Below are 16,060 nucleotides of genomic sequence, written 5' to 3'. Positions count from 1 at the left end.
CAATCGTATTGATTACAAAAATAAATCATCGCAAACCTTACTCCCTGCTAATGACAAATCTAATTAAAACACAACGGGGCACTTCTGACTTAGGGTGTATCAAATGTGAAGGCTCTGGACAGAAGTTAGCTAGTGTATTTAATCCAACTTTTCACAACCTCATTAGCACAAATAAAATTGAGCGAACTAACACAGTGCTTTGCGGGCAAAGAAAATGGACACAAAAAAATATTCAATGTCCATATCTTTAGTTAAATTAGCACTTACTTGATTTGGTATTCAATATCAAGTTCAGTCTCATTAAAACAAGCGTCATCGAACTTTGGCTCTTCACCTGACTCGTAATAATGGCAAAAATCAACTTGCCCAGATTCATCAAAGTATTTACGTTTTAAAATATCACCAACTTCGTTGTACCAATAAAGACCTTTTTGCTGGTATTGTCCATTCACTCCATAGCCGTAATTGATAATGTCAGGGCCTGCATCACGTCCATATACCCAGTCACCTTGTACATTAGTCTTCATCCAAGACTGGTACTGAATATCACCATTAATGAAGTACTTAATCACTGATGGTTGGTCATCTACGATAACGTAAAGCTCATCTTCTATTTTGGATTCCATTTTAAGTAATGGCTCACCATTGCTATCTAGACGGTCATAATAAGCGAATGAAGTATAGCCATCAGGGTTAGTGTTCAAGCCTTGGCGGAATGTCCAAGCATGTTCAGGATTGCCTGAATCATAAAATCGAGTCATTGCTGGTTTACATTGGTTGTGATAGATGTATTGTTCATCCTTGTAATAACCAGTAGTCACATATCCAGAACTGCTAATCTGCGACTGAATAGGGTAAACAGCACCATCTATATCGATAAAATGAGTGCATTCGTTGATAGGCTCAATGATAGGTTCGTCATTTGTATCAATACCATATTGTCTATCTAATTCCGCCTCATTTTTAATTACTTGGCCAAACTGGTCAGTGAGTTGGCAATCATTGTAATGCATTTCTGCATTGGTTAACGGGTCAATATATTTACACCACTGAACGGTACCATCATCATTAAAAACTGACTGTTTTTCACGATTTTGTTCAGCATCATGCCATATTAAACTGCTATAGAATGACTCAGGTGTATCCGAGTAGGTGATAGAATCTGGACCAAAATTTCGTGCAGAGACGTAATCTGCTCCAGCTTTCCAAGCTTTTACTCGAATTCTACCACTAGGATAGTACTGATATACTGAAGGTTGATCATCTAAGATTACATAATTCCCATGCTGATCATGTCTGTACTCCAAGCTCTTGATTGGATCGCCTAATTCATTAACAGCATCAAGATAATGGCTAGATGAAATCTCGCCATTATTATGATTTACGCCATGTAAATAGTAATATTCACTTTCCAGATTTCCTGATGGGTAGTATTCAATATACGCGGGTTGACAGTCGTGGTGGCGAGTAAATTGTCCACCTTTTGTGTAGCCCCAAACATGAAGCATCATGCCATCACTGTTGATACTTTCTCTTTGTATTATCGGATAAATATTGCCTTTATCATCTATATAGTTTTCACAGCGGTCGATTGGTACTGTAACAATGTTTTCAGGCTCTACAGCTTGTTGCTGTATAGTAAGAGGTTGTGTTTCCCCCTCAGCCAAAATAAGCTCTCGAGATTGCTGGTAGATTTCTTGACCTGCGAAATCTAAGCTATGCGTCGTTAAGTTAATTGGTGTGTCGGCGGGCATTTGTTGCAGTGTGCCTTTCCAAATACCATCAACTTTTCTTAACTCCGCATTACGTTCTTCATCACCAAAAATAGCCCTCGCATATGTAGTAAAGCTTGTGTCCTTATCTTCACTCATTGTTGGCACATTGTAGTAAGAGCCTGTGTTAGTCTCATTAGTTACTTCAACAGGAATATCAAGATACACGGTCGTATCTTCAGCATCGCCAATAACCAGAGAAATCTCATCACTTAATGTTGGTAGTAAACCTAGCGCGGCCTGCGTGACCTTAATGGTTACTTGACCTGGGCTTAAGGGTGTAAGTAACCCATCAGTGTCAATTGTTGCAATCTCGCTGTCTGAACTACTAAAGTGCAGGGCACTGTCGTTACCTCCTGATATCATTATCTGAACTTGATCACCAAGTGCGGTTATTGGCATATCGATTGGAGTGATGGTAAGAGGTGAATAAACAGCAATCTTAGTCGTCTCAGAGCGTTCACTATGTTCAGAGGTTAGTTCTAAGTGAAAGACTAGTTCTTGTGCCTCGACAATATTGACAGGCACTACGAAATTGACCTCTTGTAAATCAGGGGCTTGAATTGATACTGGCATACCTGAAACTTGAGTCCACAAGTAGGAAATGGAGTATACATCCTCTTCACCATAACTAACCTTCAACGCTACTGGTGAATTAGCCGCATAGGCCTTGTCTGCGCCAATAATGGTAAAGTCTGGAATTGTAGGTAAGTTTGGGTTGGTAAACCCATCATCTTCTAGACAACTACCATCTGGACAACTTGTTGTTGGCGGTATAGTTGGCGGTTCAACCGGAACCATAGGCAAACTAGGGTTAGTAAACCCATCATCTTCTAAACAACTACCATCTGGACAACTTGTTGTTGGCGGTATAGTTGGCGGTTCAACCGGAACCATAGGCAAACTAGGGTTAGTAAACCCATCATCTTCTAAACAACTACCATCTGGACAATTTGTTGTTGGCGGTATAGTTGGCGGTTCAACCGGAACCATAGGCAAACTAGGATTGGTAAACTCATCATCTTCTAGACAACTACCGTCTGGACAACTTGTTGTGGGCGGAATTGACGGCCGTTGCGGTGAACTATCGGAGTCACCACCGCCACAACCTGAAAGTAGAATCGACAGAGTTGCAACTAGACAAGAACGTTGAAAAATCATTTGTTGTTTAATCTGCTTTTAATAAAGTCGAGATTATAGATGTGCAACTATTCTGTACGACATCAAATTATTTTTATCGATACGATAGTATTGATTACATAACCAATGCCTATCTCCGCAGTATCATTCATCTTAATATGAAAGTCAGCACTCGAACTAAAGTTCAAAATCATATTTCATAGTAGGTAAAATTACGACACAGTTTGTAAATACCATTTTAATATGACCTAAATAACATGAGTTGAGAATCACACTTCATTTCGGGGTAAAGGCATGTGACGCCTTTAGTTGAAACACTTCCCTGAACATCTTTGTGTTAGTGATTTTACTAAATTAAGTAAGAACGAATTAGCACAGTGAATAGCCACTAACTCAGTAGACACTAGTTAGCCTTTTGGGGGACTGCTAGCATTATGAAATGTAGGTCAAAGGAAGTTATAGTTACGTGTTCAATTGGGAAGCTGAAACACACTTTGGGGCAAAGATGTGTTACGCAAACCTTTTCTATGGCTGTATTTGAAGGAGTCGCTTGGTTTGTTAACCTCAAAGCTCTGTAAAGCTCAAACTTTATATATTTCCGTTATCGTTTTTTTGAATTCAACGATAACACCTTTCATTAAACTCCAACCAGCAGCCTTTAGGGCTTTACTTACTGTTGCGTTCGAAATGTGTAAATCTTCTGCCAGTTGTGAATATGAGAGTCTTCCAAAGCGTTTAATCAATGGAAGAATTATTTCGCATTGTCGAGGAGTTAATCCCACTATCTGACTGTCTAAGTATCTGATTAGTAGTAACATACGTTCTTCATGATAGGCTGAATCACTTCTATAAACTAATCTTTCGCCTCTCATACCACCTAGTGCTCGGCCAGAAATCGTAAATGCCTCGCCCATTGATTGACCGACCGACTCCCTTAATTCCGCCCCTCTTGCCACAGCAAAACTCACTCTGCAGTCAAATTGTTTACCAAGTGCCTTGATAGCGAGCCTGTACATAATGACGTAAAGCAGCGTTTGCTCGTAGTTAAAAATCACAGATTGGAACTCATCACCACGATGTAATGCATGTGAGTTATCGGAAAACTCGGCATTGATAAATTTTTGGATGCTGCTAATTGTTTCCATTACTTGCTCGAAATCTTTCGGTTCCAGCTGAGTGGAGTTGACTATATCTCCAACTATTACCCCTAGAGGGTTGTTGTACTGTTGAGCCATCTTAGCTACCTAATCAAATAATGCCTGAGCCAATTTAGCCATAGTTAGCTAAATATTCAAATTTAGCCATTTGAGGCTAATTTTAGTTGCCCCCCCATTTTTGGGTCTCGTATCTGATATGAACAAAACTAAATCATACGGTAAATAGTCAGAGTGCGAACTCGACTTGTGCAAATTCAGAATGGGGCAAAGGTGATTTAGACAACCGAGAAGGATTTCTTTCTAGTTGCCAGCACGGAAAGGGGCAAAAACAAGTTAGCAGCCCCGACAAAAGGAGAAATCAAAATTACAAGTGAGAGCATTGAATCATTAGTTCCTTAATAACTGCTCGATCCATCTTGTTAATAAATTAAGCCAAACTTGGCCAGTATTTCCCCTTTCCACCCCCACCCTCTTTTCCAGTCTTTCTTCCCCTGATCTTCGAGATCATTTCAAAAGTGTCGTTTAGATCTCACTTACCGGTTTGACTTTTACCCATATGATCGTCGAACATAATTAGTAAACCGATTTACCAAACCGATTTACTAAAGCGTTCACCAAGTGGCGCTTCCCCGATTTACGGAGAGCAATGATGAAAATTGAAGACATTAAAGTGTATGTAACCAACCCTGGCCGCAACTTTGTTACGGTTAAAGTGATCACTGACGAGGGGGTCTATGGTCTCGGGGACGCTACGGTAAATGGCCGTGAAATGGCAGTGGCCAGCTATCTAGAGGAGCATGTAAGACCTTGTTTAATCGGGCGTGACCCTCACCAGATTGAAGACATCTGGCAGTACCTCTACATGGGCGTGTACTGGCGTCGAGGTCCAATTACCATGGCTGCCATCGCAGCGATTGATATGGCTCTTTGGGACATTAAAGGTAAGGTTGCGAACCTTCCGGTATACCAACTTCTCGGCGGCAAATGCCGAACTGGTGTTACGCTTTATGCCCACGCAAACGGCGAAACCATTGAAGATACGCTCGATATTGCAGAGAAGTATATTGAACAGGGCTTTAAGGCGATCCGACTACAGACAGCGATCCCTGGCCTTAGCGAGACCTACGGTGTGCTGGGTGATCGTAAAGATTACTTTGAGCTACAAGGAAACCGCCCACTGCCACCAGAGCAGGAATGGTCAACCCCTAAGTACTTTGAACTGGTGCCAGAGCTATTTGCCAAAGCGAAAGAGCGTTTCGGTAACCGCGCCCAGTTCTGCCACGATGTTCACAGCCGCTTAACGCCGATTGAGTCAGCGAAACTGGGTAAAATGCTGGAACCCTACAACCTGTTGTTCCTAGAAGATGCCTCAATTGCTGAGAACCAGGATAACTACAAGTTGATTCGCCACCATACAACGACGCCTCTAGCACTCGGTGAGACCTACAATACCATCTGGGATTGCAAAGACTTGATTCAAAATCAACTGATCGACTACATCCGCGCAGCTGCCACTCATGCAGGCGGGATCACAGGTATGAAAAAAATCGCTGACTTTGCTGCTATCTACAATGTTCGCACTGCTCCGCACGGTGCACCTGACTTGTCGCCTATCTGTTTTGCGGCACATATGCATCTCAATATTTCAACGCACAACTACGGCGTCCAAGAGTTTGTTGGCTTTGGTAACGAGGCTTCACAGAAGATCTTCAAGCACGAGATGAAGCTCGAAAACGGCATGATCATGGTCAGCGACGCGCCAGGACTTGGGGTTGAGTTCGATGAAGAAGAAGCTGCTAAGCATGAATACAAACGTTCATACCTACCGGTGAGTCGTCTGGAAGATGGCACTCTGTGGCACTGGTGATACCAGCATTTATCTAAGTGAAACAACTGACTTGTTAATTGATCTGCCTGCCGGAGAGCAGGCAGAAAATTAGCCCTGACTGTACCCCATTAGGAAAGTTAGACAGATGATATATGAATACCTTGTGATCCTCGGCTATTTTGCCCTGATTGTTGGCATTGGCTTTGCGTTTAAACGACTCGCTAACCGTTCTACCAGTGACTACTTCCGAGGCGGCGGTAAAATGCTGTGGTGGATGGTAGGCTCAACCGCCTTTATGACCCAGTTTTCGGCCTGGACCTTTACCGGTGCTGCAGGTAAGGCGTTCAATGATGGTTTTACCGTTACTATGGTCTTCCTTGCCAACGCCATCGCCTATTTTGTCGGCTACCTCTACTTCTCGCACCGTTTCCGCCAGATGCGGGTCGATACTCCGACTGAAGGTGTACGCCGTCGCTTCGGCACCCACAACGAGAAGTTCTTCTCTTGGACCCTGATTATCTTCAGTTTTATTAATGCTGGGGTATCACTAAATGCCCTCGGTGTTTTTGCCAGCGCAGTTTTTAACTCAGACCTCTATACCACTATTGTAGTGACGGGACTGGCAGTGCTATTAGTCTCGGTGATTTCCGGGGCTTGGGGTGTCGTTGCCTCAGACTTTATCCAAACTTTGGTAGTTGCGATTGTCTCTGTCGCTTGTGCAATTGTGGCACTGATTGCTGTGGGTGGTCCTTCGACTATAGTGACCGAGTTCCCGACTAGCTTTGTGATGGGGCCAGAGATGAACTACCCATTGCTACTGGTGTGTGCGTTCTTTTTCTTTGTGGTCAAACAGCTGCAAAGCATCAACAACATGCAGGATTCCTATCGCTTCCTAAACGCCAAGGATTCCTCTCATGCACGTAAAGCCGCGCTACTGGCAACAGTACTAATGGGCCTTGGTAGTATCATCTGGTTTATTCCGCCATGGGCTGCAGCAATCCTCTACCCTGACGCCACTGCTGAGTATCCGCAACTGGGTGCAAAAGCTGCAGATGCGGTCTACCTCGTTATGGCGAAGAATACCATGCCTGTCGGTACTGTCGGTCTGCTGTTAGCCGGTCTGTTTGCTGCCACGATGTCGACGATGGACTCAGCGCTAAACCGTAACTCTGGTATTTTTGTCCGCAGCCTCTACCAACCATATTTTGGTAAAGGTAAGCAGATGAGCGATACCCACCTATTGCATGTCGGTAAGGTGATGAGTATGGCGAGCGGCATTCTTGTTATCTTCGTAGCGCTGTTCTTTAGCTCTCTGAAAGATATGAGTTTGTTCGAGCTGATGATGTCGGTTTCTACTATGTTGCAGGTACCGCTGCTGATCCCGCTCTTCTTCGGTATGCTAATCAAGCGTACGCCTAGCTGGGCACCATGGGCGACTGTCTTGGTAGGTATGGTTGTCTCCTGGATGATGAGCAACGTTATCAGCGCTGATATGATTGCCGGTTGGTTCGGCATTGAGGAACTAACCCGCCGTGAAGCAAGCGAGATCCGAATTGCCGCAACAATTGCAGCACACCTGTTGATCACCTCAAGCTTCTTTATCGGTTCTTCACTGTTCTACCGCGAAGAGAAAGATGTGATAAAGCAAGAAACCGAAAACTTCTTTACGGATATCGAGACACCAATCGTTTCAGAAGAAGGCTATGACCAAGTGGATGCTGAACAGCGTCATAAGTTGGGCTCGATGGTGATGACGATGGGGATTGGACTGTTGGCGATGATGCTGATCCCTAACCCACTCTGGGGACGGTTAGTATTCTTACTTTGTGCCTTGGCTGTGTTTGCTATTGGCTGGATGTTAAAACGCAAATCATTGCAGCAAACTGACAGGGCGACTGTAACGCAGAGTTAAATCAAACTTGGTATTACACACGCTAAAATTAAGGTCACCTAGGAATAGGTGACCTTTTTTGATTTTGTCGAAGTTACTATTGTTACGTTATCCGCAGCTCATATCGCGCAAGTTGACTGTCGCTCGATAAACTCACAGTCCACGACCGTATGCTTGGGGCTGTCTAACTGACCTTTTATTGCCTGAATGGCAAGCTTGGCCGTCTCATGCCCTATTTGGTAGGAATCCTGCTTGATGACCGAAACGGGTACTTTGAATAGTTCAACCATAGGGATCTCATCAAAACCGATGATCGAAACCTGCTCTGGTATAGCAATATCAGCGTTGTGGTAAGCCTTCAACAAGTCAGTCGTAATAGCCAAATGCTGACTGAATATCGCTGTCGGCGGGTTATCTGTTTTTAGTAACTCTACCGGGTCTTTAGCAAAGCTGCTCTCGCGTTGCCAAAAATGCAGTAGTGCGTCGTCGGCTTCGATTCCATGCTTATTAAGCGCATCAAGATACCCTTGGTATCGCTCGCGACGTGAATAACTATTGGTAAACTCCTGCGCCATAAAACAGATACGCTTATGACCGAGTTTGATCAAATGCTCGGTCGCCTGAAATGCAGCGTTTTGGTAATCCGAGGTAACGATATGGCTTCGGCAGTTAGGGTACTCGAGTTGAAACTGAACCACAGGCATTCCTGCCCCCATCAGTTCATTGATCAGTTCGGAGTTGTGGCCTGAAGATGTAATGATTATACCGTCAACGCAAAGTTGCTTTAGAGACTGAAGCGCCCCCTTTTCTGCAGCAGCATCGAAATCACTGTTGTAGATCAAGACGTTGTAATTATGCTTCTTGCAGTAATCATCGATCCCTCTCAATACCCGACTGGTGTTGTAACCTGTGATATCACGCACCACTACGCCAATGGTGTGGGTTTTCTCAGCTTTCAAGCTACGTGCTATAGGGTTGGGCACATAGTTCAACTCAGCGATAGAGGCCTTAATCTTTTGTTTTGTCTCTTCTGACATATGGCTGTAACGGCCATTAAGATATTGTGACACAGTGCTTTTAGACACTCCCGCATGGGTCGCAACATCGACTATGCGTACCTTCTTCATACAATACTCGAGTCATTTTCGGGTGTAATTTACTGCGCTACATCATAGCTAAGCCCCTAAATGAGCACAAGTAAATCGGTTTACAAACAAGGTTAATTACTTAGCATCTCGAACCAAACGAACCCAGTTATCAATCGAGATATAGTCTGTTGCCATTTCAGAAGCGAGCTCATATTCTGAAGGTGAACCACTTTTGGGGTCACTGCGTTGCGCACCAGCGCCGTGCCAGTCATAGTAATCTGTAGAGTCTGAGTTTTTCTTGCTCCATGCTTGCCCAAATGCAATATAGACTGCAGTATGTTTAAAGTCACCTTGGGTTGTACTCGTCCAAAAATAATATGAATCTTGTTGTGATTTAAACTGAGTTAAAGTCACATTAAAATACTTTGTATTAATAGCAGGTAAGTCTTTCTTCTCATAATCAACCAATGATTGAAGTTCTTTTGCATTTGGTAGACGCCAATCACTATATCCAGCAAGCGTAGAGTTATTGGCAAATTCCAGAGCCTCAACCCAGTTCATACGCTTGCCACTATCACTCTTCGCCCACATCAAATTTGTCGATTTGTCTGTAACGGTGCCATCTTGGTTGTCAATATATTCCATATCATATAGCGTCGTAGTATTTCGCACAGCGCGAACATAGTTACCTGGAACAAACATGTTATCCGACTTTTGAATAACAGTCCCATCGACAAACTTACCTGTTTCGTATGATTTTATATGGCCATCAGCAAAGTTAAACCCAAAACCTCCCTCAAGGCCTCCATGGATTGTAAAGTTTTGCACTCCCCCTTTGTTATAAACCGTGCTAGACCAAAATGCGCCGGCAAATGGAACTCTCTTGTCATACTGGAATTCAAAGTATTCTGTATCAATATATGGGCGGCTTTCTTTTCCACTTTCGGGTTTCATTAACTCACCGTCAAAGTCAGCTAATGAATATAGTTCTTTAATCGTTGGTAGTCGCCAATCCTCATGTCCACCTAAGGTCATGGCCTCAACAACAGCAACTGAGTCAGCTAGGTTACGTTTGGTCGTATCATGAGATTTCTGCCACATTAAGCCTGTATTCAAGTCAGTAACTGTCCCATCACCATTATCTTGATATCTCAAAGGATTACTATTTATTGAGGCATCTTGACCTGTATATAAGGTGCTTTCTGAGACAGCTAAGGGCTTCCCGTTAGTATCATATTGAGCTGTTTGGCCAGTATCTGGTAGCAATGGTGCATCTTGTTTAGAATAGGCAAGGTTAACCAATGAGAAAATTATCCCAACCAATAATGATGATTTTAAAATATTTGGCATATAAAGTACCTTTAATGGTTCAGATATATGAATCGATGATAGTTTCATTTTGGATTTACCAAATACGAAAACAAGGTATCAGTAAGGCTCTTATGTTAACCATAGCAAGGTTAAGGCGGGGTTAAAGGTAAATAGGACAACACGATATTGCGATACCTAAAATCCCTAATCAGTAAATAGGGCAAAACGTCTTTGAACATATCGGCATGACTAGGGGAGAGATCTAAACTATGCTTTTTGCTTTGTAAGGTAATGAATAATAACTCCGAAGTAATTGGTATAGGGAATCAGTATGAATCGCCTACTTTTGGCATTGTCGATTACGTTCACATCCAGCCTACCAATCGCAATGGCACAAAATGTGGAAATCGCACAAAAACATCAACTTGATGGTTTTTTGAGTAGCTATTGCTTAGATATGGTTGGACAGGGCGAAAATGCTACCATTGATAAACCACTACAGTCCCATACGTGTTATAGCTACCGTGGTGATTTAGGCATTGATCAAGTATTTGACTCAAAGAAACTCGCCCACAATCAGTTTTACCTCCCCCATTTTGGTCTGTGCGCAGAATTTAGTGCTATATCTGTTGGCGCTCAACTAAACCTCAATAAATGCAATGACAGTGAGCTTCAGCAAATTGAGTTAACAGTTGAGGGGTTAATTCGTCCAATAACAAATCGTAACTTATGCCTATCCTCGGGGCTCACTACTAAGCGGGGCCGAGGTGGTACATCCGATCACCAAATAAAAACCTTAACCTTACAACAATGCAGTGCTGAAAGAGCCCACTTTCAAGAATGGTATGGTCGTAAAAATGAATAGCGCAATAAGGAAAGGGTAAAAGCGAGTTTGGAACTCAACCAAAAAAAAAGGGGCCTTGCGGCCCCAACCAAAAGGTAACAAAGTAAATACAAGTAAGGGAGTAAGTCTGTTAGCGCCTTGATAACTCCTCGAGCCATCGGGTTAAGAGATTAAGCGAGGCTTGCTGGCGGTAGGCGGCAGTTGAGCGCTGATCATCGATTGGGCGGATGATTTCACGGTAACAGCCAACGACCTGTTCAATAAAGCCGGACTTGGCCAATGTTTGCAAAGATTGGCCGACGACCAAGGATTCCAGCTCGCGGCTGCGCACCACCGTTGGGCCGACTGCGCCAAAGGCGACCCGCCACTCTTCGAGGACAGGGGCTTTCTTGGGGTAGCGTTTGATACGGGCCATACCTGCCACCGATAACTTGCTCAGGGCATTAGCAGCCCGGGTGCCGACCTTGTGGTAGAACTCCTCAGGCAAGTCATGCTGCGGTATCACAATGTGGGTGAGCATTTCATCGGGCTTAAGGGCGGTCACCCTTGGTGCCATGATAAAATCTTCCAATGGCATTTCCCGCTGCCCGCGTATAGATGACAACACCACACGGGCATCGAGCACATACAAGGCTGGCAAAGAGTCAGCAGCTGGCGAGGCATTACAGATATTGCCTGCAAGCGTAGCGCGGTTACGCAACGCTGGTGCGGCAATTTTGGCAACGCTCTGGCGAAGTACCGAAGGCACCAACGGGTGCTGCTCGATATCTGCCAACACCACCCCGGCTCCGATGTACAAGGCTTGCTCTTGCTGCTCATCAGATGCAATGTACTGCAACTCATCAATGGCATCAACGAACAATACATCTTGCTCGAACTTTGGTGACATCCCTGCCCTGACACCATGCTGTACCATCAAGTCCGTACCACCGGAAAATACTGTCAGCTTGCCCATCGACAGGGTATCCAATGCCTGCGCCAGTGTTTCAGGCCGATAGACATTTACCATAAGCCTTCTCCTTTCTGGGCCGCAATCTTGGCCGCTTCGACTATCATGCCGTATCCGGTACAGCGACAAAGATTGCCGGAAATCGCGGTGCGGATAGCCTGCTCTGTCGGGTTAGGGTCGACTTCCAGCAAGGCATAGAGTGCCAGCACCATACCCGGCGTACAGAACCCGCACTGAACCCCCTTGGCCTCGAGCAACGCGTTAATCACGCATTGACCTTTTTCAGTCTGGCGCAGCCCTTCCAGAGTCATTACATCACCGCCTTGCACCTGGCCGATAGGCATCATACAGGCGTTGACCAAGCGGTTGTTGAATAGCACGGAGCAAGCTCCGCACTCCCCTTCCCCGCAGCCTTCTTTGGTTGCGGTATGGTTCATGGTGCCGCGCAGGGTGTGGAGCAAAGACTGCATCGGATCTACGTCGACAACGACAAGGTGGCTATTGAGATAGAATTCAATCTTCATACTTCGGCGCTCCATTACCAGGGCCCGATCCATCTAGGCCAGACCCATTCAGCTCAGCCGAGCGACTGGCTAAAGCCTCACATATCTTCTCCGGTGTTGCCGGAATGGATGACAAAGGCACACCAATGGCATTTTCAACCGCTGCAACAAAGGCTGCAGCCCCGCCGTTGTGGGTCAATTCACCACCACCTTTGGCACCGTTAGGCCCATATGGGTAAGGGTTGTCGACAAGATCGCTACCGATAGCCGGTACATCGAGTGCCGTTGGGATCACATAATCGGCCATCGAACGCTGGGCAAAAACGCCATCTTGGGTCATCTCCAGCTTCTCGCAACTGCCGTATCCCAGCGCCTGTACCAAGCCGCCTTCAATCTGGCCCCTGAATATGGTGCCGTCGATGGCTTTACCAATGTCATACACGGCCCAAGCGCCAGTAATTTCCGCTTCACCTGTTGCCATATCGACCTCAACCTCGACCACGTTAGCGCCGTAGCTGGTCGCCTGATAGGCATTGCCTTGGTAGGTATTTTGATCCCACTGGTGATAATCCGGTTTGCAGTAAACCTCTTCCAACTCCTGCGCTTCACCGTCAATCCAAGATTTTTTAAGCTTTTTCGCTGCTTTTTCGAGGATGTAACCGACAATCAGAATCGAGCGGGAAGCGACCGTTGGGCCGGAATCAGGCACAACCCCAGTATCTGGTACGGCTATTTGGATATCATCAAGTGGCTTTTCTAGGGTATCGGCCACAATCTTACGGAACGTTAGGCTCAAACCTTGGCCAATGTCGGTATTAGAGGCCAATATCTGGACCTTGTCCTCAGCATCTTTGAGCAATTTGACCTTGGCCCTGACAAGAGTATCTTCCAAGTCTCCGGCAAACCCACAACCATGCTGGAATACCGCTAGGCCAATCCCTTTACGTATTTCCAAACACTCAGGTTGACTTGGGTTCTGGTTTAGCCGATTAAATTCGTCGAATTTTCGCTCATATCCCGACATATCGAGCACTTTTTGCAGTATCTCTTCGAGAACCAGCTCACCGAATATCTCCGCCCCGGTCAAAGAATGGGAGTCAGAGGTCAAGAAGTGCTGCTGCTTGAACGCTACCGGATCGGCACCTATCTTCTTGGCCACATGGTGGATATGGGTTTCCATACAGAAGCAGTTCTGCGGCGAACCAAAACCACGGAACGCGCCAGTCGGTACGGTATTGGTCGCCCACGCATGCCCTTCAACCCTGACGTTGGGAATGTCATACACATTGGTTGCGGTTGTGATAGAGCGTTGCAGCACAATGCCAGACAGGCTCAGGTAGGCCCCGGCATTGACATCGAACTTGATATCCATGGCAACAATCTTGCCGTCGGCATCGACACCGGTTTTATAGTGAAAAGTGACAGGGTGACGTTTTGAGGTGGTAGCAATATCTTCGCCACGCTCGAAAATGATCCTGACTGGCTGTTGCAACCTCTCAACGGCTACTGCCAGAGGCGCTGCCAGCACATCGGGAAAGTCTTCCTTACCGCCGAAGCCACCACCAGTCGGACACTGGATTGCCCTAACGTTGTCATGGCCGAGTACGACCGCCATGGTGTGGTGGACATACCAAGGGCATTGCATCGAGCCTTCCAGCACCACTTTGCCATCTTGTGGATAGCAAACGGCACCTTGGGTCTCGAGGTAAATGTGCTCCTGGTAACCGGTCGAGCAGGTCTCTTCGATTATGGTGACAGCCTTGGCAAAACCTGCGTCGATATCCCCTTTGTGCAGCATATGGGTATCTAGCACGTTGTCATCAGCATGGATTGCGCCGTCCTTTAGCGCTTTGGATTGTTCAATCGTATAGGCTGGCTCCAGGGCGTCGTATTCGATGGCGATCTCGCCAAGCAACTCGTCAACAACATCAGGATCAGGCCCGACAACCAAGAAGATCACCTGACCGACAAACCGTACTTCTTGATCGGCGAAAGCTGGCCAGTCGATCTCAACGATCGGCAGGACATTTTGTCCGGGGACATCATTAGCGCCGAAGATATGGTAGCCGTCAGGCAAGGTTGGAAGTGTTACCGATTTGATCCGCCCGCGAGGGCAAGAAGAGCGGTAAAACCGCCCTTCTAATAGTCCCTCGTAATGGCGATCGGCAATATATTTCGCAGCTCCTGTGGCTTCCTCCCACTTGAAGTGCGTATTGACCGTATCCATAACGGGATCTCACATTAGTCCAATTTATCCATGGTTTGCCATAAACGCATCGCTACCTTGCGCGCCTCTGCGTAAATTGGTGCCACATCGAATGGGAACTCACGGTTTTCGTAAACGAAGCGACCTTCAACCACTACGCTATTAACGTTACCGGCATTGAAACCAAAGGCAATATGGCCCGGTAGGTTGTCTGCCACCAGCGGTGTCGGACTGGTGTAATCCAGTATGGTCAGGTCGGCCTTGTTACCTGCATCCAGGCGACCGAATTTCGCGCCGAAGTTACGGGCAAGAATTTCGTTACCGTTCCACAGGTGGCGCAGGAAGCTGTCTGGCCATAATGGACCGCCTGCATCACGATGCTTGAAGAAGGCGAACTTGAGCTCTTCGAACATGTCTGCGCCGATACCATCCGTACCCAATGCCACGTTCTGGAAGCGGGTCAGTTTGTCGTTGTAGCCCACGTTGTTGTTCATATTCGAACGGGCATTGTGGACCAAGAAACCGTTTTTGGCGTTGAGGATGGCGATGTCTTTTTCTGACAAGAACAAGCCGTGTGCCAAAAGGGTTTTCTCGTTGATCAAGCCGAAGCTGTCCAAGCGCTCGACAATATCCTGGCTGTAATGATGGTGGCTGTGGGTCACGTCATAGCGATCTTCAGCTACGTGAACATGGATACCACGTCCGGTTGCCTGTACCGCTTCGGCCATCATCGCCAAACCGTCATTGCTCACCGTAAACGGTGCATGGGCACCGATATGGGCTTCAACCAAGTAAGGTTCTTCGCCGTTTTCCTTGGCACGGTCAATCAACTGGGCAAACGCGATATTTTCCTCGACGCCTGCCACCATCTCTTTCATGCCGTGGTTACGGTCCGTGGTCTCGAAACAAGTCATGCCACGCAGACCGGCTTTTAGGAAGCCTTTGCGTAGTGTATTAAGCGAGCCGGCGATATAGTTCGGCGAGGCATGATGGTCAATCACCGATGAACAACCGCACTTGATGGCTTCCAGCGAACATATAAGACCGCTGTAGTACAAGGCTTCTTCATCCAATGCCCTGTCCATCCGCCACCACAGGTTCTTCAGTATCGAGATGAAGTCAGGACTTGGCTTGATATCGGCCATGATCCCGCGTGCCAGCCCGGAGTAGAAGTGGTTGTGAGAGCAGACAATACCCGGCATCACCATCTTGCCCTTCATGTCTTTGACTTGGGCATCTGGGTAGTTGGCGGCCAAATTGGCGCCAACTTCCTTGATTTTGTCACCATCGATAACAATATCGACGCCTTCTTTGATCAGTGCAGGCTCAAACTGCACTGCTGTTGCGTTTCTGAGTACTAACATTCCCTGG

11 protein-coding genes are annotated in these 16,060 nt (G+C 46.1%); 3 read left to right on the top strand and 8 right to left on the bottom strand.

Annotated elements, in window-relative coordinates; all coding sequences use genetic code 11:
• Window positions 1–263: 263 nt before the first annotated feature.
• Window positions 264–2,933, bottom strand: a complete 2,670-nt coding sequence (locus C9J01_RS19490; RefSeq protein WP_107299809.1) for an Ig-like domain-containing protein — start codon at window positions 2,931–2,933, stop codon at window positions 264–266.
• A gap of 560 nt (window positions 2,934–3,493) precedes the next feature.
• Window positions 3,494–4,147 carry a helix-turn-helix domain-containing protein gene (locus C9J01_RS19485; protein ID WP_107299808.1) on the bottom strand — a complete coding sequence of 218 codons (654 nt, stop codon included), beginning with the start codon at window positions 4,145–4,147 and terminating at the stop codon, window positions 3,494–3,496.
• Between the two features lie 568 nt (window positions 4,148–4,715).
• Between C9J01_RS19485 and manD the strand changes: the two genes are divergently transcribed.
• A complete protein-coding gene (manD, locus tag C9J01_RS19480) occupies window positions 4,716–5,936 on the top strand; it encodes a D-mannonate dehydratase ManD (RefSeq protein WP_272898731.1) in 1,221 nt (406 codons plus the stop codon).
• Window positions 5,937–6,042: 106 nt separating this feature from the next.
• Entirely contained in the window at window positions 6,043–7,809 is a 1,767-nt protein-coding gene (locus tag C9J01_RS19475; protein ID WP_107299806.1) for a sodium:solute symporter family protein, read from the top strand.
• Window positions 7,810–7,907: 98 nt separating this feature from the next.
• Here the strand turns inward: C9J01_RS19475 and C9J01_RS19470 are convergent, their stop codons facing one another.
• Entirely contained in the window at window positions 7,908–8,915 is a 1,008-nt protein-coding gene (locus C9J01_RS19470; protein ID WP_107299805.1) for a LacI family DNA-binding transcriptional regulator, read from the bottom strand.
• A 96-nt stretch (window positions 8,916–9,011) separates the two neighbouring features.
• Window positions 9,012–10,226, bottom strand: coding sequence for an Lcl C-terminal domain-containing protein (locus C9J01_RS19465; RefSeq protein WP_237157015.1), 1,215 nt, complete (start codon window positions 10,224–10,226; stop codon window positions 9,012–9,014).
• A 292-nt stretch (window positions 10,227–10,518) separates the two neighbouring features.
• Between C9J01_RS19465 and C9J01_RS19460 the strand changes: the two genes are divergently transcribed.
• Entirely contained in the window at window positions 10,519–11,052 is a 534-nt protein-coding gene (locus C9J01_RS19460) for an RICIN domain-containing protein (protein ID WP_107299803.1), read from the top strand.
• A gap of 109 nt (window positions 11,053–11,161) precedes the next feature.
• Here the strand turns inward: C9J01_RS19460 and C9J01_RS19455 are convergent, their stop codons facing one another.
• The 4 genes from C9J01_RS19455 to ssnA are packed head-to-tail and all read right to left on the bottom strand — an operon-like array spanning window position 11,162 to window position 16,053.
• Entirely contained in the window at window positions 11,162–12,040 is an 879-nt protein-coding gene (locus C9J01_RS19455) for an FAD binding domain-containing protein (RefSeq protein WP_107299802.1), read from the bottom strand.
• Window positions 12,034–12,504 carry a (2Fe-2S)-binding protein gene (locus tag C9J01_RS19450; protein ID WP_107299801.1) on the bottom strand — a complete coding sequence of 157 codons (471 nt, stop codon included), beginning with the start codon at window positions 12,502–12,504 and terminating at the stop codon, window positions 12,034–12,036. Before C9J01_RS19450 ends, C9J01_RS19455 begins: the two co-directional genes overlap by 7 nt.
• Window positions 12,494–14,710 (bottom strand): xanthine dehydrogenase family protein molybdopterin-binding subunit, encoded by a 2,217-nt coding sequence (locus C9J01_RS19445; protein WP_107299800.1) that lies wholly within the window; start codon window positions 14,708–14,710, stop codon window positions 12,494–12,496. Before C9J01_RS19445 ends, C9J01_RS19450 begins: the two co-directional genes overlap by 11 nt.
• Before the next feature lie 14 nt (window positions 14,711–14,724).
• The gene (gene ssnA / locus C9J01_RS19440) at window positions 14,725–16,053 is read right to left on the bottom strand and encodes a putative aminohydrolase SsnA (protein WP_107299799.1); all 1,329 of its coding nucleotides are present in this window, start codon (window positions 16,051–16,053) and stop codon (window positions 14,725–14,727) included.
• Window positions 16,054–16,060 lie beyond the last annotated feature (7 nt).

The organism is Photobacterium rosenbergii (genome assembly GCF_003026455.1).
GTDB classification, from domain to species: Bacteria; Pseudomonadota; Gammaproteobacteria; order Enterobacterales; family Vibrionaceae; genus Photobacterium; species Photobacterium rosenbergii.
The sequence above is the reverse complement of the archived record's forward strand: the minus strand, read 5'-3'. Positions and strand labels throughout refer to the sequence as shown.

Excerpts from the sequence above, each read along its gene's own strand:
- C9J01_RS19485 (WP_107299808.1), bottom strand. The coding sequence starts at position 4,147 with ATGGCTCAACAGTACAACAACCCTCTAGGGGTAATAGTTGGAGATATA.
- C9J01_RS19475 (WP_107299806.1), top strand. The coding sequence starts at position 6,043 with ATGATATATGAATACCTTGTGATCCTCGGCTATTTTGCCCTGATTGTT.
- C9J01_RS19455 (WP_107299802.1), bottom strand. The coding sequence starts at position 12,040 with ATGGTAAATGTCTATCGGCCTGAAACACTGGCGCAGGCATTGGATACC.
- C9J01_RS19470 (WP_107299805.1), bottom strand. The coding sequence starts at position 8,915 with ATGAAGAAGGTACGCATAGTCGATGTTGCGACCCATGCGGGAGTGTCT.
- manD (WP_272898731.1), top strand. The coding sequence starts at position 4,716 with ATGATGAAAATTGAAGACATTAAAGTGTATGTAACCAACCCTGGCCGC.
- C9J01_RS19460 (WP_107299803.1), top strand. The coding sequence starts at position 10,519 with ATGAATCGCCTACTTTTGGCATTGTCGATTACGTTCACATCCAGCCTA.
- C9J01_RS19445 (WP_107299800.1), bottom strand. The coding sequence starts at position 14,710 with ATGGATACGGTCAATACGCACTTCAAGTGGGAGGAAGCCACAGGAGCT.
- C9J01_RS19450 (WP_107299801.1), bottom strand. The coding sequence starts at position 12,504 with ATGAAGATTGAATTCTATCTCAATAGCCACCTTGTCGTTGTCGACGTA.
- ssnA (WP_107299799.1), bottom strand. The coding sequence starts at position 16,053 with ATGTTAGTACTCAGAAACGCAACAGCAGTGCAGTTTGAGCCTGCACTG.
- C9J01_RS19465 (WP_237157015.1), bottom strand. The coding sequence starts at position 10,226 with ATGCCAAATATTTTAAAATCATCATTATTGGTTGGGATAATTTTCTCA.
- C9J01_RS19490 (WP_107299809.1), bottom strand. The coding sequence starts at position 2,933 with ATGATTTTTCAACGTTCTTGTCTAGTTGCAACTCTGTCGATTCTACTT.